We start from the raw sequence: 21,053 nt of genomic DNA on the forward strand, positions 1-21,053 counted from the left end.
TCGAGGAGAGACCATGCCCGCAGTCGAGTTCCGTGCGGCGCGCGACTTCCTGCTCGCGCATCGCGATGACTACGCGACCGCGTACGAGAAGTTCCGGTGGCCGGTGCTGACCGGCTTCAACTGGGCGCTGGACTGGTTCGACGAGCTCGCGAAGAACAACGACTCCCCCGCGCTGTGGATCGTGGAGGAGGACGGGTCCGAGGCCAGGTACACCTTCGGGGAGCTGTCGCGGCGGTCCAGCCAGGCGGCGAACCTGCTGCGGCGCAGCGGGGTGCGGCGCGGCGACCGGATCATCCTGATGCTCGGCAACCAGGTCGAGCTGTGGGAGACCGTGCTCGCGGCGATGAAGATCGGCGCGGTGCTGATCCCGTCCACGCCGCTGCTGGGCACCGCGGACCTTCAGGACCGGCTGACCCGCGGCGGCGCCCGGCACGTGGTCGTCGGCTCCGACCACACCGGCAAGTTCGACGGCGTCCAGGGCGAGTACACGCGGATCGCCGTGGGCGACCCGGTGGACGGGTGGGTGGACTACGCCGGCGCGTACGAGGAGGCGGAGTCGTTCACCCCCTACGGCATCACCATGTCGCAGGACACGCTGCTGCTGTACTTCACGTCCGGGACGACCGCGAAGCCGAAGCTCGTCGAGCACACGCACGCGACGTACCCGGCCGGGCACCTGTCCACGATGTACTGGCTCGGGCTGCGGCCCGGGGACGTCCACCTGAACATCTCGTCGCCCGGCTGGGCCAAGCACGCGTGGAGCAACGTCTTCGCGCCGTGGAACGCCGAGGCGTGCGTGTTCATCTTCAACTACACGCGGTTCGACGCCGAGCGGCTGCTCGACACGATCGAGCGGTGCGGCATCACGAGCTTCTGCGCGCCGCCGACCGTGTGGCGGATGCTGATCCAGGCCGACCTCGGCCGGCTCGCCACGCCGCCGCGGGAGGTCGTCGCGGCCGGTGAGCCGCTGAACCCCGAGGTCATCGAGCGGGTCAAGGACGCGTGGGGCAAGACGATCCGCGACGGGTTCGGGCAGACCGAGACCACGGTGCAGATCGCGAACACGCCGGGGCAGCCCGTGAAACCGGGGTCGATGGGACGCGCCGCGCCCGGCTACAAGGTTGCGCTGATCGACCCGCTGACCGGGCGGCCCGGGGACGAGGGCGAGATCTGCCTTGAGCTGGAGGACCGTCCACTCGGGCTGATGGTCGGCTACCACGGCGACGAGGCGCGCACCGAGGAGGCGATGGCGGGCGGTTACTACCACACGGGCGACATCGGCTCCCGCGACGAGGACGGGTACATCACCTACGTCGGGCGCGCCGACGACGTGTTCAAGGCGTCCGACTACAAGATCTCGCCGTTCGAGCTGGAGAGCGTGCTGATCGAGCACGAGGCGGTGGCGGAGGCCGCGGTGGTGCCGTCGCCCGACCCGGTGCGGGCGGCCGTGCCGAAGGCGTACGTGACGCTCGCGAACGGCTGGGAACCCGGCGCGGAGACCGCGAAGGCGATCTTCGAGCACAGCCGGGCCCAGCTGTCGCCGTACAAGCGGATCCGGCGGCTGGAGTTCGCCGAGCTGCCCAAGACGATCTCCGGCAAGATCCGCCGCGTGGAGCTGCGGACGAGCGAGTTCGACAAGCACCCCGGGTCGGACCCCGGTGGGGGGACGACCCCCCACACCCCCCGGAACGACATCGGTGATCGCCCGGAGAACGAGTACCGGGAGGAGGACCTGCGATGACGCCGTCCTACGCGTCGGGCGTCTCGGCCGTCCCGCTGCTGGGCGACACGATCGGCGCGAACCTGGACCGGGCGGTCGCCGCGTTCCCCGAACGCGACGCGCTCGTCGAGATGGCCACCGGCCGCCGCTGGACCTACGAGCGGTTCGCCGACGACGTCGAGGCCGTCGCGCTCGGCCTGCGCGGCCGCGGCGTCGCCAAGGGCGACCGCGTCGGGATCTGGGCGCCGAACTGCGCGGAGTGGATGCTCGTCCAGTACGCCACCGCCAAGCTCGGCGCGATCCTCGTCAACATCAACCCCGCGTACCGCGTACACGAGCTGGAGTTCGTCCTCGACCAGGCGGGCATCAGGACGCTGGTCGCGGCGAAGGCGTTCAAGACGTCGGACTACGCGGCGATGATCGAGGAGGTCCGGCCGAAGTGCCCCGCGCTCCAGGACGTCGTGCTGATCGGCGGCCCGGAGTGGGACGAGCTCGTGGAGTCGGGCCGCGCGGACGACCCGTCCGCACTCACGGGGATCGGCCTGACGCTCGGCGCCGACGACCCCATCAACATCCAGTACACGTCCGGGACGACGGGCTTCCCCAAGGGCGCGACGCTCTCGCACCACAACATCCTGAACAACGGCTACTTCGTCGGTGAGCTCTGCGGCTACGACGAGGAGGACCGCGTGTGCGTCCCGGTTCCCTTCTACCACTGCTTCGGCATGGTCATGGGGAACCTGGCGGCCACCAGCCACGGCGCCTGCGTCGTGATCCCCGCGCCGGCGTTCGACCCGAAGGCGACGCTGGACGCGGTCGCCGCCGAGCGGTGCACGTCGCTGTACGGGGTGCCGACGATGTTCATCGCCGTCCTGGCCGAGCCGTCGCTGGCCGACCTGGACCTGTCCGCGCTGCGCACCGGCATCATGGCCGGGTCGCCGTGCCCGGTCGAGGTGATGAAGCAGGTCATCGAGCGGCTCGGGATGGCCGAGGTCGCGATCTGCTACGGCATGACTGAGACGTCGCCGGTGTCGACGCAGACCCGCGCGGGCGACTCCCTCGACCGCCGCGTGTCCACGGTCGGGACCGTGCACCCGCATCTGGAGGTCAAGATCGTCGACCCGGCGTCCGGGACGACGGTGCCGCGCGGCGAGCCGGGGGAGTTCTGCACGCGCGGCTACTCGGTGATGCTGGGCTACTGGGAGGAACCGGAGCGGACGGCGGAGGCCGTCGACGCGGCGCGCTGGATGCACACCGGCGACCTCGCGGTGATGGACGACGACGGCTACGTCACCATCACCGGCCGCATCAAGGACATGGTCATCCGGGGTGGCGAGAACATCTACCCGCGCGAGATCGAGGAGTTCCTCTACACCCACCCCGACATCGTGGACGCGCAGGTCATCGGCGTCCCGGACGAGAAGTACGGCGAGGAGCTGATGGCGTGGGTGCGGCTTCGCGAGGGCGCGCCGGGCCTCACCGCCGGGGAGCTGCGCGCGTTCTGCGAGGGCAGGCTCGCCCACTTCAAGATCCCGCGCTACGTCCACGTCGTGGACGAGTTCCCGATGACGGTCACCGGCAAGGTCCGCAAGGTGCAGATGCGCGACGAGGCCGCCGCGATCCTCGGGCTGGCCGAGCGGCCCGAGACCGGCGACACCTGACAAGAGCGGAGTTTCCGGGCTCCCGGCCCTTTCGTGCCGGGTCCCGGGCGCGGCATCCTCGGGTCATGGGTGCGCCTACGGCGAGCGGCCGTCCCCCCAGGATGTCGCGCGACGACGCGGGTTCCGTCCGGTCTGCGGTGCTGTCGCTGCAGCGCGCGACCGGCCTTCCCGTGGTGTTCGGCGGCGCGGTGCTCGGGGGCGCCGTGCCCGGCGGCGGGCAGGACCGCCTGCGCATCACCGAACTGGTCGGCAACACCACCGACTCGCTGGACGGCCTCGTCGTGCACAGCGGCAGCGGCCTCGGCGGCAAGGCGATGGCGATGGGGCGCCCCCTGTGGGTGAGCAACTATCCGTGCTCGGCGTCGATCAGCCACGACTACGACAAGCCGGTCGGGCGGGAGGGGCTGCTGTCGATCGTCGCGGTGCCGGTCGTCGTCCGGCGGCGGGTCCGCGGCGTCCTGTACGGGGCGCTGCGCGAGCCGCTGTCGCTCGCCGACCGCGTCGTGGGCGCGGCCGTCGACGCCGCCCGCGACCTCGAACAGGACCTCGCGGTCCGGGACCGGGCGGACGAGGCGCTGGCCCGCGCGCGGCCGGGCACGTCCACGTCGCGGTGGGAGGAGGTCAGGGCCGTCCACGCGGAACTGCGGGCCCTGGCGGAGGAGGTCGAGGACCTGCCGACGCGCGACCGGCTGCGGGAGGCGTCACTGCGGCTGGCCGCCGCCGGGCTGGACGAGCCGGACCCCGCCCCGCGCCCCGCGCTGTCGCCCCGGGAGCTGGACGTCCTGTCGTACGTCGCGATGGGCTGCACCAACGCGGAGGCCGCCGGACGCCTCGGGCTGCTCCCCGAGACGGTGAAGAGCTACCTGCGCTCGGCGATGCGCAAGCTCGACAGCCACACCCGCCTGGAGGCGGTCACCACCGCCCGCCGGGCGGGCCTCCTGCCTTGAGGGCCGGAAGGAACCGCGGGGCCGCGCGGCTTCTCGGCACGGACCACGGCCGGCGACGGGGTCAGCGTGGCGTCGGGTGGACGGTGTCCAGCACAGATCGGCCCCCGTGGCGCACTGCCTGGACGGATCGTTCACCAAGCGCCGGCTGCGCCGGGCCTTGGTCGCACGGGCGTCCCGCCTCGTCCGGGTCGGGGACGTCCGGCCCTCGATCTTGCAGTGGAAACCGTAACACCTCTGCGAACAGAGTCGTTCATGTAATTGATTTCCTCGCGGTACCGGCTACCCGTTGGTAGCTTGGCGGCGTGGACTCCGACGGCCTCCCCTCCCTGCCGCGCGGGCGCCATAAGCTGACCCGCGAACAGGTCGCGGCATCGCAGCGGGAGCGCCTGCTCCAGGGCATGACGCACGCGGCCGGGGAGAAGGGGTACGCCCGTACCTCCGTCGCCGACGTGCTGAAGCGGGCGCGCGTGTCCCGCGAGACGTTCTACGAGAACTTCGCCGACAAGCAGGCGTGCTTCCTCGCGGCCTACGAGGCTTCGGCGGAGCGGTACCTGCGCACCGTGGACGAGGCGCTCGCCGCCGACGGGCCGGTGATGGCCAGGCTGGAGCGCGCGCTGCGCGGCTTCCTGCGGGAGCTGGCCGCCGACGCGAGCGCGGCCCGCACGTTCCTGGTGGAGATCTACGCGGTGGGGCCGGCGGCGACGGTGCCCCGGTACCGGGTGCTGGACGGCTTCATCGAGACCATCGACGGGCTGCTGGCGGAGGACGAGCGGTTCCGCGCGCTGCCCGATCCCGAGTTCGCGGTGCGGATGCTCGTCGGCGGGATCGCGTCGCTGGTGACCGCGCAGGTCGCGATGGGCCGGCACGCGTCGCTGCCCAAGCTCAGCGCGCCGATCCTCACGCACGTCAAGTCGCTGCTGGGTCAGAACCACGTCCGGACGTAGTCCACGACGGCGGGGTTCCCGGCGTCGGCGTCGTCCACGACCGGTATCAGCGTCCACTTGTCGAGGGCGGTGCACGGGTGCGAGAGCCCGAGCCGCACCACGTCGCCGACCTCGGCCGAGCCGTCCACCAGGTAGGCGTGCTGGTCGTTGAGCGCGGTCACCCGGGCGCCTTCGAGGGGTTCGGTGCCCCTGCCCCGGACGAACTGCGGCTCCGGCATGCCCGAGTCGAAGGGCAGGTCGCGGCGGCCCGCGTCCAGGATCGCCAGCGCCGGCTCCGGGCGGGACACGACCCGCGTCCACGCGTGCATCGCCGAGCGCAGCCGCGGCCCGCCGCCGTCCGAGCCCCGCGCGAACGGCGAGATGCCCCGGTAGAACCCGTCGTCGTGGACGATGTACGCGCCCGATCGCAGCACGACCCGGCCGTCGAGCCCGCCGAGCACCTCCGCGACCTGGTCGAAGAACGCGCTGCCGCCCGCCGAAACGACGGGCTCGTCGACCTCGTAGTCCAGCCCGCCGTGCAGGTTCGCGAGCCTGCGCAGGTAGGCGTGCACGGTGCGGCGGCCGTCCTCGGACGCGTCCCGCGCGAGGACGCCCTCGTACCCGGCGATCCCCGCGAGCCGGAGGGTAAGGGCGCCGCGGACGGCGTCGGCGACCCGCCGCGCGTCGCCGTCATCGCGGACACCCGCGCGCCCGTTCGGGCCGCCGAGTTCGACGCACACGTGGACCGGGCGCTGCGCGCGAGCCATGCGCAGCGCCTCGTCCATCAGCTCGACCGCGCGCACGGAGTCGACCCAGCAGAAAAACTCGAACCCGGGGTGCAGGTCCTGCTCGGCGGCCAGCCACGCGAGGCCGGCCGGGTCGAGGAGGGCGTTGGCGAGGACGACGCGGCGGACGCCGAACGCGCGGGCGACGCGGAGCTGCGGCAGGTTCGCGAGCGTGATGCCCCAGGCGCCGGCGTCGAGCTGCGCCCGCCACAGCGCCGGGGCCATCGTGGTCTTGCCGTGCGGGGCGAGGTCCAGCCCGGCCTCCGCCGCCCACTCGGCCATCACCCGGACGTTGTGGCCGAGGGCGCCCGCGTCGAGGGTGAGGAGCGGCGTCCCGAAATCGGCCAGGGGCAGCCGCGCCCGGCGGGCCTCGGCGACCGTCATGCCGTGCGCCGACACGGGGATCGCCTTGAACCGCCAGTCGAGCCGCTCCGCATCGAGCGCGTCCACCGCCGTACCGTCGATGCCCACCCGTGACCTCCCGCCGGATCGAGATCCCATAGCAACCTCCTACCCGCGCAAAACACCGATAGCGTTGGCCTTGTGGAGGTTGATGTGGCAGGTGGGACATCCCGCCGCAAAGCTCTATGGCTGCTGGGCGCGTGCGCCGGGCTGACCGCCCTCGGCGCGGACGCCGCCCGCCCGCGGGCCGAAGCCGGGACGGCCGCGGCGAAGACCACCGCCCGCGCCCGGCCGGCGGTCACGCCGACACCGACCCCGACGCCGACGCCGACCCCCCGGCCGGCCCCGTGGACGCCGGCGAAGCTCACCGCGCTGGACAAGCCCGTCAAGGAGCTGTCGCAGCTGTCCCCGGCGCCGCCGCCGAAGTCGATCGCGCTGACCCTCGACGACGGGCCGCACCCGGAGTGGACGCCGCGCATCCTCGACCTGCTGGCCGAGCACGACGTCCGCGCGACGTTCTTCATCGTCGGCGGGCAGGTGAAGGAGCACCCGAAGCTGACCCGCCGCATCGCCGACGCCGGGCACCAGATCTGCAACCACACCGAGACGCATCCGATGTCGATCGCGAGCATGTCCCGCAAGCGGGTGCGCGGGGAGATCGGCGACGCGCACGACCGGATCGCCGACGCGACCGGTGTCGTCCCGCAGTTCTTCCGGTCGCCGGGCGGCGCCTGGTCGAAGACCGTGCTGGACGTGACCGCCGAGCACGGCATGCTGCCGATCGACTGGGCCGTCGATCCGCGCGACTGGGCGCGGCCGGGCGTCCGGCGCATCCGCAAGGCGCTGCTCAAGGGCAAGGACGGCGAGATCCTCCTGTGCCACGACGGCGGCGGTGACCGGTCCCAGACGCTGAAGGCGCTGGCGGACGTCATCCCGAAGCTGAAGAAGCGCGGACTGACCTTCGTCGCCCTCTGATCCCCCGTGGCGGCACGGGCCGGGGTGCACTTAAGTACACCCCTGGTCCGGGTCGGGGGCACACTGTGCTCGTGGGTTCACGCCAGAAGACTGGGACTCCAGACGGCAAGAGACCCGCGGAGGACCCGGTGGACGCTGAACTGTTGAGAGAGACCCGGCTGCAACGGCACATCAGGACGCCGTGGCGCGGCGCCAAGCTCGGGCTGCTCGCCTTCCCCGCGATGTTCGTCGGCGTCTGGCTGCTCACCGTCTTCTCCATGATCACGAGCCTGATCGGGGTGCTGCTCTTCCCGTCCGCGGTGACGCTGCTGCGCAACCAGGCGGACGTGTACCGCGACCTGATCGGCCGCTGGACCGGCGTCCGGATCGAGCGCCCCTACCTCCCCGAACCCGAGTACGAGCCCGGCGCCCACGGCGTGCTCAAGCGCTTCCTCGTGCGGTTCACCGACCCCGCGACCTGGCGCGACTGCCTGTGGATGCTGGCCGACCCGATCGTGGTGATGTTCACCGCGGCACTGCCCGCGATCCTCATCGTGTACGGGCTGTGGGGCTTCGCCCTCGCGGCGTTCGCCGGCGGGGTGATCACCGGTTACGGCGGCAACGAGTGGTACGGGTGGGTCCACGTCCAGCCCGGCTACGAGAGCGACGGCGGCCTCCTGCTGACCACGGTCGTCCTCGCGACGGCCTTCACCGCCACCGGGTTCGCCATCGGGCCGAAGATGATGGCCGTGTACGGGCGCTGGGGCGGGCTGCTGCTCGGCCCGACCAGGAAGTCGGAGCTGGCGCTGCGCGTCCAGCACCTCACCGAGACCCGGTCGGAGGCCGTGGACGCGTCCGCCGCCGAGCTGCGCCGCATCGAGCGCGACCTGCACGACGGGGCGCAGGCGCGGCTCGTCGCGATGGGCATGAGCCTCGGCGCGATCGAGCACCTGCTCGACAAGGACCCGGAGAAGGCCCGGATCCTGCTGGCCGAGACCCGCGCGTCGTCGGCGAAGGCGCTGCACGAGCTGCGCGACCTCGTCCGCGGCATCCACCCGCCGGTCCTCGCCGACCGCGGGATCGGCGACGCGGTCAAGGCGCTGGCGCTCGACCACCCGCTGCGGGTGGAGGTGCGGGCCGACCTGCCGGGCCGGCCGGACGCGCCGGTCGAGTCGGCCGCCTACTTCGCGGTCTCGGAGATCCTCACCAACGCCGCCAAGCACTCCGGCGCGTCCCGCGTCTGGATCGACATGCGGTACGAGGACGGCATGCTGCGGATCTCCGTCACCGACGACGGCCGGGGCGGCGCGACGCTGGACGGCGGCACGGGCCTGCGCGGGATCGAGCGCCGGATCGGTACATTCGACGGGGTCCTCGCCCTGAGCTCCCCGCCGGGCGGCCCGACGATCGTGACCATGGAGCTGCCTTGCGCGTTGTCCTCGCCGAAGACCTCGCCCTCCTGAGGGAGGGGCTGGTCAGCCTCCTCGAATCGCACGACTTCGAGATCGCGGCCGCCGTCGACAACGGCCCCTCGCTCCTGAAGGCGCTGCTCGACCACCGCCCGGACGTGGCGGTGGTCGACGTGCGCCTGCCGCCGTCCTTCACCGACGAGGGGCTGCAGGCGGCGCTGGAGGCGCGCCGGCAGGTCCCGGGCCTGCCGGTCCTCGTGCTGTCGCAGTACGTGGAGCAGCTCTACGCGCGGGAGCTGCTCGCCGACGGCAGCGGCGCCATCGGCTACCTGCTGAAGGACCGCGTGTTCGACGCGGCGCAGTTCGTGGACGCGGTGCGCCGGGTCGCGGCGGGCGGCACCGCGATGGACCCCGAGGTGATCTCCCGGCTGGTGGCCAGCGGCACCCGCGGCACCCCGCTGGGCCGGCTCACGCCGCGCGAGACGGAGGTACTGGAGCTGATGGCGCAGGGCCGCTCCAACGCCGCGATCGCGGAGCGGCTCGTCGTGACCGAGCGGGCGGTGACCAAGCACACCGCGAACATCTTCGCCAAGCTCGACCTGCCGGTCACCGGCGACGACAACCGCCGCGTGCTGGCCGTTCTCGCCTACCTCAACCGCTGACCCGCCCCCGCCGCCTTGCCATTCCGACATATCGGTCTATCCGGTCGGTGCCGGGTGGATTATGTTTGCTCGGCGATGGCGCCGGGAGGGCACGATGACGGTGGTTCTGGTCCTGCTCTGCTTGGCGATCGCCGGGCGGGAGCTGTATCTGGCGTTCGAGCGCAAGCGCACGCCGGGCGCGCTCGAGATCGCCGACATCCGCATCCAGCTCCGCGCATTGAGGGGCACGCGGGACGAGCTGGAGGGCTTCCGCACGTCCCAGCGGGAGCGGCTGGACGCGCTCGCCCGCGAGCAGGACCGCGACCGCGAGGCGCTCGCCGAGACCGACGCCCGGATCCGGTCGCTGATCGCGCAGATCAACGACCGGATGGTGCCCGACGTCAACGACCGGCTGAACCGCCAGCGGGAGACCGCCGACCTGCAGCGCGCGGCGGCGGAGCGGCTGGCCGCCGAGGTCGCCGCGATCCGCGCGCACCTGGTGGCGCGGCTCGACCAGGCCGTCGCGGCGTCCCTCGGCGCCGGGCCCGCCGACGTGGTCGCCGGGTCCGTCACCGCCGAGCCGCCCGCCCGCCGGCACGGGCTGACCGGCCCCTACGAGCGGTTCGCCGAGCGGCACGGGCTGCGCGTGGAGCTGACCGACGGGGACCGCTACTACCTGTCGGGCCGCAGCCCGCGCGCCCTCGAACACGACTTCCTCGAACTCGTGCGGGACCTGCGCGCGGACCCCGCCGCCTCGGCCTCGGCCGACACGGTCCGGCCGCTGCTGGACGCCCTCCGCGACACCGGCCGGGGCGCGGCGCGGCTCGGGCCCCTCGTGCTCGCCCGGACCCCGGAGTCGCTGGTGTGCGGGGTCCTGCCGCTCGCCGACCTGCTCCGCTCCGAGAACGGCCGCCTCCTGGACGACCCGGAGAGCGGCACGCGCCGCCTGCGCCGGCTCCCCGCGGGCCGCGTCTGCGACCTGACCGCCTTCGCCGGCCGTCCCCCGTCCGACGGGGAACGCTCTTAGGGACGGGGGGTGCCGGTCCAGGGGAAGGCGGGGGCGCGGCGTTCGACGAACGCGGAGATGCCCTCCACGTGCTCGCCGCAGGCCGTCATCTCGCCGAGCCACCGGCGGGCCTCGTCCTCGACCGGGCCGCCGGCGGTGATGGCGTCCACGATGCCCTTGGTCGCCTGCTGGGTGAGCAGGGAGCGGGACGCGAGCGTCCCGGTGAACTCGGCGACCCGCCCGCGCAGGCCGCCCGCCGGGACGACCTCGTCCAGCAGCCCGATGCGCAGCGCGTGCGCGGCGCCGACGAGGTCCGCCGAGTACAGCAGGTACTTCGCCGCGGCCGGGCCGACCAGGCGGACCAGGCGGGTCGTCGCGCCCGCCGGGTAGACCAGGCCGAGCTTGGCCGGGGTGATCCCGAACCGGGCGCCCTCCGCCGCGAACCGCAGGTCGCAGGCCGCCGCGAGCTGGCAGCCGCCGCCCACGCAGTACCCCTCGATCGCCGCGATGGTCGGCTTCGGGAACGCGGCGAGCGCCCGCTCGGCGACCGTCGACAGGTGCGACTCGTCGTCGCGGTGGATGTCGGCGAGCTCGGTGATGTCGGCGCCCGCGCAGAAGTTCCCGCCCGCGCCCGTCAGCACCACGACCCGCACCGCCCGGTCCGCGGCGAGATCGTCCAGCAGGCCGGGCAGCGCGCGCCACATGTCCGCGGACATGGCGTTGCGCTTGGCCGGCCGGTCGATCGTGATCGTGCCGACACCGTCGGCGGCCTCGGCGTGCAGCCCGGCGACCATCGTCCGTCCCCCCTATGCTTCGACGCGGCTCATCGTACGAAGCCGCGGCCCCGGACGGACCGCGGGGTGCCGCCGCGGGATCCGAACCCGGCGGCCGGACGGGGAGTCACACCACTCGACACCGTTGCACCGAACCATGATCGTCGGGGACGGGCCGCGCCGGGGGATGCGCGCCGTGCCCGCGGGGGGACCGCCCGCATGAACTTTCCGTTGACCTCCGGGAATGCGAAACCGGCCCGGAGTGCTGTACTGTCGAGACAGCGCCTTCGAGTTGCCGCGCTTCGCGGAGATGGCGTTTCTTCCCCGCCCGGGTCATCTGAGAGCCCGGTGATCTCCCGGTTCGGTGCGCACTGAACGGCGTTCTGGACCGCCGCACGAGGGAGTCGACGTCAGCCCGGTGAACGGAGCTGCATTTCTCACATCTCACTCGCGTACACGACGCGGATTCCGCCGCCGTACGCGGGATTCGACCCCGGGCCGCGCGGAGCTCTCCGTACCGGCCTGAGAAGGGACCCACATGTCCGCTTCCACCCTCACCACCGAACGACCCGCCGGCGAGCGCCGCGGTGCACGCAAGCAGCAGGCGCACGGCGTGTCCGCGCAGGGCGCCCGCAAAGGCGGCCGCCAGGGCCGGCGGCCCGCGGCCGACGAGGGGCCGGTGGTCCCCTTCCACGGCATCCTCGCCGTCCAGGACAAGCACGCGTTCGTCCGCACCTCCGGCTACCACCCCGGCCCGGACGACGTCCACGTCTCGCTGACCCAGGTCAAGGCGAACAACCTGCGTCCGGGCGACGCCGTCGCCGGCACCGCGCGGCCGCCGAAGAGCAGCCGCGACAAGTTCTCCGCCCTCGCCCACGTCGAGACCGTGAACGGGGTGCCGCCCGCCGAGGCCGCGCACCGCCCCGAGTTCGCCAAGCTGACCCCCCTGTTCCCCGACGAGCGGCTGCGCCTGGACACCGGCCCGCTCGCCACCCGCGTCATCGACCTGGTCGCGCCGCTCGGCAAGGGCCAGCGCGGGCTCATCGTGTCGCCGCCCAAGGTCGGCAAGACGATGGTCATGCAGGCCGTCGCCAACGCCATCGCGCAGAACAACCCCGAAGTGCACCTCATGGTCGTGCTCGTCGACGAGCGCCCCGAGGAGGTCACCGACATGGAGCGGTCGATCGACGGCGAGGTCATCCACTCGACGTTCGACCGGCCGGCGCTGGAGCACACCGCCCTCGCCGAACTGGCCGTCGAGCGCGCCAAGCGCCTCGTCGAGCAGGGCCACGACGTGGTCATGCTGCTCGACTCGATCACCCGGCTCGGGCGCGCCTACAACCTCGCAGCCCCGTCCAGCAGCCGCATCCTCGCGGGCGGTGTCGCGACGACCGCGATCTACCCGCCGAAGAAGTTCTTCGGCGCCGCCCGCAACATCGAGAACGGCGGCTCCCTGACGATCCTCGCCACCGCGCTGGTGGAGACCGGCTCGCGCATGGACGACGTGTTCTTCGAGGAGTACAAGGGCACCGGCAACATGGAGCTGAAGCTCGACCGCGGCCTCGCCGACCGCCGCGTCTTCCCGGCCGTCGACATCGAGGCGTCCGGCACCCGCCGCGACGAGCTGCTCATGTCGCCCGAGGAGCTCGCGCTCTCCTGGCGGCTGCGCCGCGCCCTCCAGGGGCTGGACAAGCAGCAGGCCGTCGAGCAGCTCCTGGAGAAGATGAAGGGCACCTCGTCCAACGCCGAGTTCCTGCTGCGGCTCCAGCAGTCCACCTGACGCTCGGGGCACCCGACGCCCAGCTCACCTGACGCTCAGACCACCTGACGCTCAGCTCACCTGACGCCGGCGCTCAGCCGGTCTCCGGGCGGAACGACTCCAGGATCTGCGCGTAGAGGCGCTGGCCCGGCGTCCACCGCCGGTCGGGGGCGTGGAAGCAGAACTCGTATCCCGCGGCCCGGCTGCACAGCACGTGCCGCACGCCGTCCGCGAACGCGGGACCGGGCTTGCCCGTCCAGGTGAACTCCCATTCGGCGGCGCCCGCGATGATCTGCGGCACGCGTTCGAGCCGCAGCCTCTGGTAGCCGGGGTAGCGCCGCTCCGCCACGGCCGCACGCTCCGCGGCGCGGAGCCCGGCGAGGGAGTCCCCGGGCGCCGCGGTGATCCGCAGCCCGTGGCCCGCCTCGGCGTCCTTCCAGTGCATGACGGCGCCGCTCCGCTCGGCCTGCCAGCCCACCGGCACGCGCACCGAGTAGGCGCCCGCCTCCCGGTACTTCGCCATCTTGGCGGTCACGCCCGCCGCCGGGCGCAGCGCGACCGAGTCGCTCTTGCCGACCGCCGTCCAGCGCGCCGTCCAGGTGCCGGCGGTCGCCGCGAGGACCGCCAGCACGGCCACGCCCGCGACCGTGCCCGGCCGCACCCGCCGCACCGCCGCGAACCGCCCCGCCGCCTCCGGGTGCCGCGGAGCCCGCGTGCCGGGGGCGCGCCACCGGTCGCGGAGCCGCCGCGAACCGCACGGGGGTTTCGCCCGGTCGTCGCCGGGCGGCCGTCCGCCGCGCAGCGCCCACGGGACGCGCGGCCCCCGCAGCACGCGCGACCGCGGAGCGCCTCCCGCGTCCGGCCGGCCGGGACGGGTCAGCGGAAGCCGCGCCGCCATCCCGCGGACGCGGTTGGGGGCGGCCGGGCCCGCCACCGTCGCGCCCGGCTCCGGGACGGTTCCGAGCACGTCCCGCAGCAGTTCCGCCGCGTCGCCGGCCGTCAGCCGCTCCTCGGGACGCTGGCGCAGCAGCCCCTCGATGAGGGGGGTCAGCGGCCCCGCCCGCTCCGGCGGCGCGTAGTCGCCCAGCACGACCGCCATCATCGACGCCAGCGCGTGGCAGCGCAGGAACGGCGAGAAGCCCTCGACGGCCATGTACAGCGTCGCGCCGAGCGACCACAGGTCGGACGCCTCCATCCCCGGCTGGCCGTTCACGCGCTCCGGGGAGAGGTAGGCGGGCGAGCCCTCGATCCCGGCGGGCATCGTGTCCACGCCCTCGCGGCCGCCGGCCATGTGCACGGCCAGGCCGAAGTCGGTGAGCAGGATCCGCCCGTCGTCGCAGACCAGGACGTTGCTGGGCTTGACGTCGCGGTGCAGTATCCCGGCGGTGTGCGAGGCGCGGAGCACCGACAGGACCGCCGAGCCGATCTCCGCCGTGCGGCGCACACCGAGCGGGCCGTCCTCGGCGACGAGCCGGTTCAGCGAGCACGCCTCGACGAACTCCATGACGATCCAGGGGCGGCCGTCCTCGATGATGAAGTCGTGGACGGCCACCACTCCGGGGTGCCGCAGCGCGGCGGTGGCGCGCGCCTCCGTGAGCAGGCGCCGCGACATCACCCGGCGCTCGCCCCGGGTGATGCGTTCGGGAAGGCGCACCTCCTTGACGGCGACGTCCCGGTCGAGCATTTCGTCGTACGCCCGCCAGACGGTTCCCATGCCGCCCCTGCCCGCGACAGAGAGCAGGCGATACCGTCGCGCGAGCGGTATCCGCCGATCTCCTTTCATGCAGAAGTTACTCGCCGGTCCGCGCTCAAGGGACGCCCCTTCGCCATCCATCATTTCTTGACCGGTGGCCGCGACGGAAAAACGGCCGGCGCGTGGTATAAGCGCGGGGGGCGTGGTGAATGCGCGGTTAGGCCAGCACGCTCCTGGCCCATTTGTAGTCGGATTTGCCGACGGCCGTGCGCTGGACCTCGTCCACCACCGTGAGCTGGCGCGGCAGCTTGTATCCGGCCAGGCGGCCTCTGCAGTGATCGGTGAGTTCCGCGAGCGTGATCCCGGCGCCGGGACGGGGCGCGACGACGGCCGCGACGCGCTCCCCGAACCGCTCGTCCGGCAGGCCCACCACGACCGCGTCGTACACGTCCGGGTGGTCCTTCAGCGCGACCTCGACCTCCTCCGGGTACACCTTCTCCCCGCCCGTGTTGATGACCAGGGAGCCGCGGCCGAGCAGCACGATCGTCCCGTCCTCCTCCAGCGAGGCGTAGTCGCCGGGAATCGACCAGCGGGTGCCGTCCGGGCCGGTGAAGAACGTCGACGCCGTCTTCTCCGGGTCGTTGTAGTAGCCGAGCGGGATGTGGCCGCTGCGGGCGAGCCGGCCGATCTCGCCGGGTGCGACGGGGGTCAGGTCGTCGTCCAGGACGGTGATCCCCGGCTTCATCGCGAACCGGGCCGTGCCCTCCTTGCCGCCCACGGACGGACCGCACGCGCCCGTCTCCGAGGCGCCGTAGTTGTCGAGGAACATGATGTTCGGCAGGTGGTCGAGCAGCTGCCTTTTCGCGCCCTCCGTGAGCGGGGCGCCGCCGGACGCGATCGCGAACAGCGAGGACGTGTCGTACTCGCCGCCGGCCAGCGCCTTCGCCACCGGCCGCGCCATTACGTCCCCGACGAGCATCAGCACATTCGCCTGCTCTTCGGCGAGCAGCCGCAGCGCCTTGCCGGCGTCGAATGCGCGGTCGGTGTAAAGGACGACTTTGGCGCCGCTGAACAGCCCCATGAACGCGACCCATTGCCCGGCGCCGTGCATGACGGGCGCGCAGTCGAGCACGGCCATCGGCGGCTGCTCGGCGTTGGCGGCGATCTCCTCGGGGCTTCCGATCGGGTCGCCGAGGACGTTTCCGCCGCCGAGGGCGCCGAAGAAGATGTCCTCGCAGCGCCATTCGACGCCCTTCGGGTAACCGGTCGTGCCGCCCGTGTACATGATGTAGCGGTCGTCGTTGGAGCGCGGCGGGAAATCGTCGTCCGCGGCGGCGCCGGCGAGCGCCTCCTCGTACTCGACCGCGCCCGGGATGTCGTCGGACGCCCCGTCCTCCAGCACGACGACGTGCCGCAGTTTCGGCAGCTCGCCGCGGATCTCCTCCGCCTTCGCCAGCAGCGACCGCTCGCCGATGAGCGCGACCGAGTCGGAGTCGGCCAGCACGTGCCGCAGCTCGGCCGCGACGTACCGGAAGTTCACCGGGATCGGCACGGCGCGGATCTTGTACGCGCCGAGCATCGCCTCGATCCACTCGGCGCGGTTGTGGGCGAGGATCGCGACGTGCTCGCCCGGCCGCACGCCCGCCGCCGCCAGGTGGTGCCCGACCCTGCTCGCCCGCTCGTTGAGCCGCGCGTACGTGCGCCGTTCGGCGCCCGCGACCAGCGCGGTCCGCTCCGGCCCGGCCGCGGCCAGGATCTCCAGCAGGTCCGCCGGGTTGTAGCTTCGCACCATGCACGTCCTCACACGTCGGGATGGGTCCGGGCCGGGGACGCTTATTGTAAGGACGTCCAATGATGTCGGGTGCGGCGGCGTCCCCCGTCCGGCCGCCTGAACCCGCCGCCGGATCCGGCCACCCCGGCGGCCTTACACGGCTCTTATCCGGGTACCGGCATGCTTGGCCGTAACGATTAAGTATCAGACGGGGGTAGTGGTGAGCGCAGGCGCGATGGCGTGGACCCCGCCGAGCTGGGAGGAGATCGTCACCGAGCACTCGGGCAGGGTGTTCCGGCTGGCGTACCGCCTGACCGGCAACCGGCACGACGCCGAGGACCTGACCCAGGACGTCTTCATCCGGGTCTTCCGCTCGCTGTCCTCCTACAGCCCCGGCACGTTCGAGGGCTGGCTGCACCGCATCACGACGAACCTGTTCCTCGACCGCGCCCGCCGCAAGCAGCGCATCCGCTTCGACTCCCTCGGCGACGACGCCGCCGAGCGCCTGCAGGGCCGCGAGCCGACGCCGCAGCAGGTCTACGACGACCGCCACCTCGACGCCGACATCCAGCAGGCGCTGGACGGCCTGGCCCCCGAGTACCGCGCGGCCGTCGTCCTGTGCGACATCGAGGGCCTGTCCTACGAGGAGATCGCCGCGACGCTGAACGTCAAGCTCGGCACCGTGCGCTCCCGTATCCACCGGGGCCGCGCCCAGCTCCGCGCCGAGCTGGAGCACCGCCGGCCCGCCGAGGTGACGCAGGGCTGACCGTGGGGCCGGCCGTGGGCCGACCGCTCCCGCGGTGCCGTTCCCGGGGCGGGAACAAGCCGGGATTGACAAGTGTTTGAACCCTCAACTACTGTTGCAGTAGTCGTTGAAGTTTCAAGCACATCTGCCACAGGAGACATCATGAGCATCGCCGCCGTCGCCCCCGAGCTGACCACCGGAACCTGGAACATCGACCCCGGGCACTCCGAGGTCACCTTCGTCATCCGCCACCTGATGACCAAGGTGCGCGGCACGTTCACCGAGTTCACCGGCTCGGTGCAGATCGCCGAGGAGCTGAGCGAGTCGACCGCCACGGCGGAGATCAAGATGGCCTCGCTGGACACCCGCAACCCCGACCGCGACGCCCACGTGCGGACGGCCGACGTCCTCGACGTCGAGAAGTACCCCACCATGACCTTCAACACCACGGGCGTGCGCGCCGAGGACGGCGAGTACTACCTGGACGGCGACCTGACCATCAAGGACGTCACCCGCCCCGTGAGCCTCCGGCTGGAGTACAACGGCGTCGGCGAGGACCCCTGGGGCCAGACCCGCGCCGGGTTCTCCGCCGAGACCACGATCAACCGCAAGGACTGGGGCATCGAGTTCAACATCCCGCTGAAGGGCGAGAAGGCCCTGCTCAGCGACAAGGTGGACATCCAGCTTGAGGTCCAGGCGGTCCGCGCCTGACCCGTCCCTCCCCGCTCGCCCGAGGGCCGTCCGCGTCACCGCGGGCGGCCCTCGCGCATGCCCGGCTCAGGTCCCGTCCGGCCGGTCCGCGGCGAGGGGCAGCCGCAGGGCGAAGCGGGCGCCCGGGGCGTGGTCCTCGATGCGCAGCGTGCCGCCGTGCGCGTGCGCGATCTCGCGGGCGATCGCCAGGCCGAGCCCGGTGCCGCCCGCGCCGCGGCTGCGGGCGGTGTCGAGGCGGGTGAACCGCTCGAAGACCCGCTCGCGGTCGGCGGGCGCGATGCCGGGGCCGTCGTCGGTGACGGTGAGCAGCGCGTCACCGCCGTCCCGCGACACCGCGACCGCGACGGCCGACTCGGCGTGCCCCTCGGCGTTGTCGAGGAGGTTGCCCAGCAGCCGGACGAGCTGCATCCGGACGCCGTGCACCGGCACGTCGCGCTCCAGGTCCAGGGTGACCCGCCAGGTGAACGGATGGCGCCCGGTCTCCGCCTCCGCGAGCGCGGCCAGGTCGAGCCGCTCCTGCACGCTGGTCCCGGTGGTGCCGAGGCGGGCGAGCAGCAGCAGGTCGGTGACGATCGACTCCAGCCGGTCGGTGTCGCGCAGCGCCGACGCGACGACGGCCCGCAGGTCGTTGTCCTCCGGGTGCATCGACGCGTCCTCCAGGTTGGCGCGCAGGCCCGCGATGGGCGTGCGCAGCTCGTGGGACGCGTCGGAGGCGAACTGCCGCTGCCGGCCCACCGCGCGCTCCAGCCGGTCGAGCGTGGCGTTCGCGGTGCGGGCGAGCTGGGCGATCTCGTCCTCGCCGGACGGCTGCGGCACCCGGCGGCTCAGGTCCGTGGCGCTGATCTCGGCGAGCTGCGCGCGGATCGCCTCGACCGGGCCGAGGGTGCGGCCGACGACCCGCCAGGTGATCCACGCGGCCATGGCCACCAGGACCAGGACGATCACGGCGAGCAGCGCCTCCAGCAGCCCGTTCACCAGGTGGGGCGGCAGCGGGGACGCCGCGTACACGACGACGGAGTCCGGCGCGGTCGTCGCGCGGATCGCCTCGATGACGAAGCACTCGCGGTCCGGCCAGCGGCCCCGGCACTCGGTGAAGTCCTGCACCCGCAGGTTGCTCGGCGGCCAGAGTCTGCTCACCGGCGGCTCGTCCCGCGCGGCCGGTGTCGCGTTCGTCACACGGCCGCCCGGCTCGACGACCTGGATCCGGACGCGGCCGTCGGTGTCGTCCGGGATGGGGGCGGGCAGCGTGCCGTCCCGCACGCCGCCGCTGGCGCGCCGCCCCTCGACCTGGGTCTGCTGGAGGATCTCCGACTCGACCGCGCTGCGCACGGCCAGATCTACGCCCACCGCGGTGATGCCGAAGACGATCGCGGCGATCACCGCGGCGACGAGCGTGTCCCTGGCCCGGATGGACCGTGGGCGCAGGCGCATGGCCCCTCCCGGTCGGGGGTAACCGGTTTCCGGACGGGCCCCACGCTACCGCTCGGTCACCCCGGGGTGAGCCCCGATTACGGCGCCTGGTTTTCACCTCCCCTTGCCGGGACATCCCGTTTTATGACGGTTCTCTCGGAGCACAGGGACGGACACATGGGCAGGGACGTGGCTTCGGTCACCATCAGCGGCGAGGACCGCCGTCGGTACCGCGACAAGGTGCGCAGGTGCCTCGACGTGCTGGCCCGCATGCTGGGCGAATCCCAGTTCGACTTCGAGCACCCCCACATCGGCTTGGAGATCGAGCTGAACCTCATCGACGCGATCGGCGATCCGCTGATGCGCAACGCGGACGTGCTCAAGGCCATCGCCGACCCGGCCTGGGCCACCGAGCTCGGCCAGTTCAACCTGGAGATCAACATCCCGCCCCGGGAGCTCGGCGGCGAGAGCACCGGCGAGCTGGAGGCGGAGGTCCGCGACCACCTGCGGCACGCCGACGAGCGGGCCCAGGAGGTCGGCGGCCGGCTCGCCATGATCGGCATCCTGCCCACGCTGCGCAAGAGCGACATCGGCGAGGAGACGCTCTCCGCCAACAGCCGCTACAAGATGCTGAACGACCAGATCTTCGCCGCCCGCGGCGAGGAGATGCGCATCGCCATCGACGGCCACGAGCCGCTGCACATGCACGCCGACACGATCATCCCCGAGGCCGCGTGCACCAGCGTCCAGTTCCACCTCCAGGTCAGCCCCGACGAGTTCGGCGCCTACTGGAACGCCGCCCAGGCCATCGCCGGCCCGCAGGTCGCCATGGGCGCCAACTCCCCCTACCTGTTCGGGCACCGCCTCTTCCACGAGACCCGCATCAGCCTGTTCGAGCAGGCCACCGACACCCGTCCCGACGAGCTCAAGGCCCAGGGCGTCCGGCCCCGCGTATGGTTCGGCGAGCGCTGGATCACGTCCGTGTTCGACCTGTTCGAGGAGAACACGCGCTACTTCCCGGCGCTGCTCCCGCTCTGCGAGGACGAGGACCCGCGCGCCGTCCTCGACGAGGGCGGAATCCCCGAGCTGGGCGAACTCACCCTGCACAACGGGACGATCTACCGCTGGAACCGCCCCATCTACGCCGTCGTGAAAGGCCGCCCCCACCTCCGCGTGGAGAACCGCGTCCTGCCCGCCGGCCCGTCCGTCGCCGACGTCGTCGCGAACGGCGCCTTCTACTACGGCATCGTCCGCATGCTCGCCGAGGAGGAACGCCCGGTCTGGACCCGCATGTCCTTCGCCACCGCCGAGGAGAACCTGCACCGCGCGGCCCGCGACGGCCTGGAGTCCACGCTCTACTGGCCGGGCCTGGGCGAGGTCCCCGCGCCCGAGCTCATCCTCCGCAAGCTCCTGCCCCTGGCCCACGAGGGCCTCCGGCGCTGGGGCGTCGACCCGTCCCGCCGGGACCGGCTCCTCGGCATCATCGAGCGCCGCTGCGTCACCGGCCGGACCGGTGCCGCCTGGCAGATCGCCACCGTCGACGCCATCGAGGAGCACGGCACCTCCAGGCAGGAGGCGCTGCGCATGATGATCCGCTCCTACGTGGACAAGATGCAGGACAACGCCCCCGTCCACACCTGGCCGATCGGCCCCTGACCGCCCGTGGGGTGAGGACGCGGGCGGCGGTGCGCCCGGAGAACCGCTCCGCGAGCTTCACAAGTTCTCCACAATTCATGCTCGTCG

Annotated in this window: 16 protein-coding genes and 1 pseudogene; 12 read left to right on the top strand and 5 right to left on the bottom strand. The window is 72.7% G+C overall.

Features of this window, described 5'->3' with window-relative positions; translation table 11 throughout:
- The first annotated feature begins 13 nt into the window (after positions 1–13).
- The 4 genes from E1200_RS02120 to E1200_RS02135 all read left to right on the top strand — a co-directional run bounded on the left by E1200_RS02120 (position 14) and on the right by E1200_RS02135 (position 5,272).
- Positions 14–1,741: an AMP-binding protein gene (locus E1200_RS02120; protein ID WP_131950040.1), complete on the top strand. Its 1,728-nt coding sequence runs from the start codon at positions 14–16 to the stop codon at positions 1,739–1,741.
- Positions 1,738–3,381 (top strand): AMP-binding protein, encoded by a 1,644-nt coding sequence (locus E1200_RS02125; protein ID WP_131950041.1) that lies wholly within the window; start codon positions 1,738–1,740, stop codon positions 3,379–3,381. The genes E1200_RS02120 and E1200_RS02125 overlap by 4 nt, the downstream gene beginning before the upstream one ends.
- A 65-nt stretch (positions 3,382–3,446) precedes the next feature.
- The gene (locus tag E1200_RS02130) at positions 3,447–4,328 is read left to right on the top strand and encodes a helix-turn-helix transcriptional regulator (protein WP_165950169.1); all 882 of its coding nucleotides are present in this window, start codon (positions 3,447–3,449) and stop codon (positions 4,326–4,328) included.
- Positions 4,329–4,630: 302 nt separating this feature from the next.
- Complete coding sequence (locus E1200_RS02135) at positions 4,631–5,272, top strand: TetR/AcrR family transcriptional regulator (protein ID WP_131950042.1); 642 nt, start codon at positions 4,631–4,633, stop codon at positions 5,270–5,272.
- Here E1200_RS02135 and E1200_RS02140 read toward each other — a convergent pair.
- A complete protein-coding gene (locus E1200_RS02140; RefSeq protein ID WP_243708291.1) occupies positions 5,251–6,507 on the bottom strand; it encodes an alanine racemase in 1,257 nt (418 codons plus the stop codon). The two genes, E1200_RS02135 and E1200_RS02140, sit on opposite strands and share 22 nt — an antisense overlap.
- An 84-nt stretch (positions 6,508–6,591) precedes the next feature.
- Here E1200_RS02140 and E1200_RS02145 point away from each other — a divergent pair, with 84 nt between their 5' ends.
- The 4 genes from E1200_RS02145 to E1200_RS02160 all read left to right on the top strand — a co-directional run bounded on the left by E1200_RS02145 (position 6,592) and on the right by E1200_RS02160 (position 10,469).
- The gene (locus E1200_RS02145) at positions 6,592–7,413 is read left to right on the top strand and encodes a polysaccharide deacetylase family protein (RefSeq protein WP_131950044.1); all 822 of its coding nucleotides are present in this window, start codon (positions 6,592–6,594) and stop codon (positions 7,411–7,413) included.
- A 128-nt stretch (positions 7,414–7,541) separates the two neighbouring features.
- Positions 7,542–8,855 (top strand): sensor histidine kinase, encoded by a 1,314-nt coding sequence (locus E1200_RS02150; protein WP_243708292.1) that lies wholly within the window; start codon positions 7,542–7,544, stop codon positions 8,853–8,855.
- On the top strand, positions 8,819–9,463 hold the full coding sequence (locus E1200_RS02155; protein WP_131950045.1) for a response regulator transcription factor: 645 nt from the start codon (positions 8,819–8,821) through the stop codon (positions 9,461–9,463). Before E1200_RS02150 ends, E1200_RS02155 begins: the two co-directional genes overlap by 37 nt.
- Before the next feature lie 94 nt (positions 9,464–9,557).
- Positions 9,558–10,469 (top strand): hypothetical protein, encoded by a 912-nt coding sequence (locus E1200_RS02160; RefSeq protein ID WP_131950046.1) that lies wholly within the window; start codon positions 9,558–9,560, stop codon positions 10,467–10,469.
- Here E1200_RS02160 and E1200_RS02165 read toward each other — a convergent pair.
- Positions 10,466–11,242, bottom strand: a complete 777-nt coding sequence (locus E1200_RS02165; protein WP_131950047.1) for an enoyl-CoA hydratase-related protein — start codon at positions 11,240–11,242, stop codon at positions 10,466–10,468. The genes E1200_RS02160 and E1200_RS02165 overlap by 4 nt on opposite strands.
- A 658-nt stretch (positions 11,243–11,900) precedes the next feature.
- On the opposite strand from E1200_RS02165, the pseudogene rho reads away from it, so the two are divergent.
- Positions 11,901–13,001, top strand: a pseudogene (gene rho / locus E1200_RS02170) (transcription termination factor Rho); the annotation flags it as partial.
- Positions 13,002–13,074: 73 nt separating this feature from the next.
- Here rho and E1200_RS02175 read toward each other — a convergent pair.
- Positions 13,075–14,817: a serine/threonine-protein kinase gene (locus E1200_RS02175; RefSeq protein ID WP_131950049.1), complete on the bottom strand. Its 1,743-nt coding sequence runs from the start codon at positions 14,815–14,817 to the stop codon at positions 13,075–13,077.
- Between the two features lie 73 nt (positions 14,818–14,890).
- Positions 14,891–16,465, bottom strand: a complete 1,575-nt coding sequence (locus E1200_RS02180; RefSeq protein ID WP_131950050.1) for an acyl-CoA synthetase — start codon at positions 16,463–16,465, stop codon at positions 14,891–14,893.
- A 214-nt stretch (positions 16,466–16,679) separates the two neighbouring features.
- Here E1200_RS02180 and sigE point away from each other — a divergent pair, with 214 nt between their 5' ends.
- Together sigE and E1200_RS02190 are read left to right on the top strand one after the other, a co-directional pair.
- Entirely contained in the window at positions 16,680–17,210 is a 531-nt protein-coding gene (sigE, locus tag E1200_RS02185) for an RNA polymerase sigma factor SigE (RefSeq protein ID WP_131950066.1), read from the top strand.
- Between the two features lie 141 nt (positions 17,211–17,351).
- A complete protein-coding gene (locus tag E1200_RS02190; protein ID WP_131950051.1) occupies positions 17,352–17,900 on the top strand; it encodes a YceI family protein in 549 nt (182 codons plus the stop codon).
- 66 nt (positions 17,901–17,966) lie between these two features.
- Here the strand turns inward: E1200_RS02190 and E1200_RS02195 are convergent, their stop codons facing one another.
- The gene (locus E1200_RS02195) at positions 17,967–19,331 is read right to left on the bottom strand and encodes an ATP-binding protein (protein WP_131950052.1); all 1,365 of its coding nucleotides are present in this window, start codon (positions 19,329–19,331) and stop codon (positions 17,967–17,969) included.
- Between the two features lie 156 nt (positions 19,332–19,487).
- On the opposite strand from E1200_RS02195, the gene E1200_RS02200 reads away from it, so the two are divergent.
- Positions 19,488–20,966: a glutamate--cysteine ligase gene (locus E1200_RS02200; protein ID WP_131950053.1), complete on the top strand. Its 1,479-nt coding sequence runs from the start codon at positions 19,488–19,490 to the stop codon at positions 20,964–20,966.
- Positions 20,967–21,053: the final 87 nt, after the last annotated feature.

The organism is Actinomadura sp. GC306 (assembly GCF_004348665.1).
Lineage (GTDB): Bacteria > Actinomycetota > Actinomycetes > Streptosporangiales > Streptosporangiaceae > Spirillospora.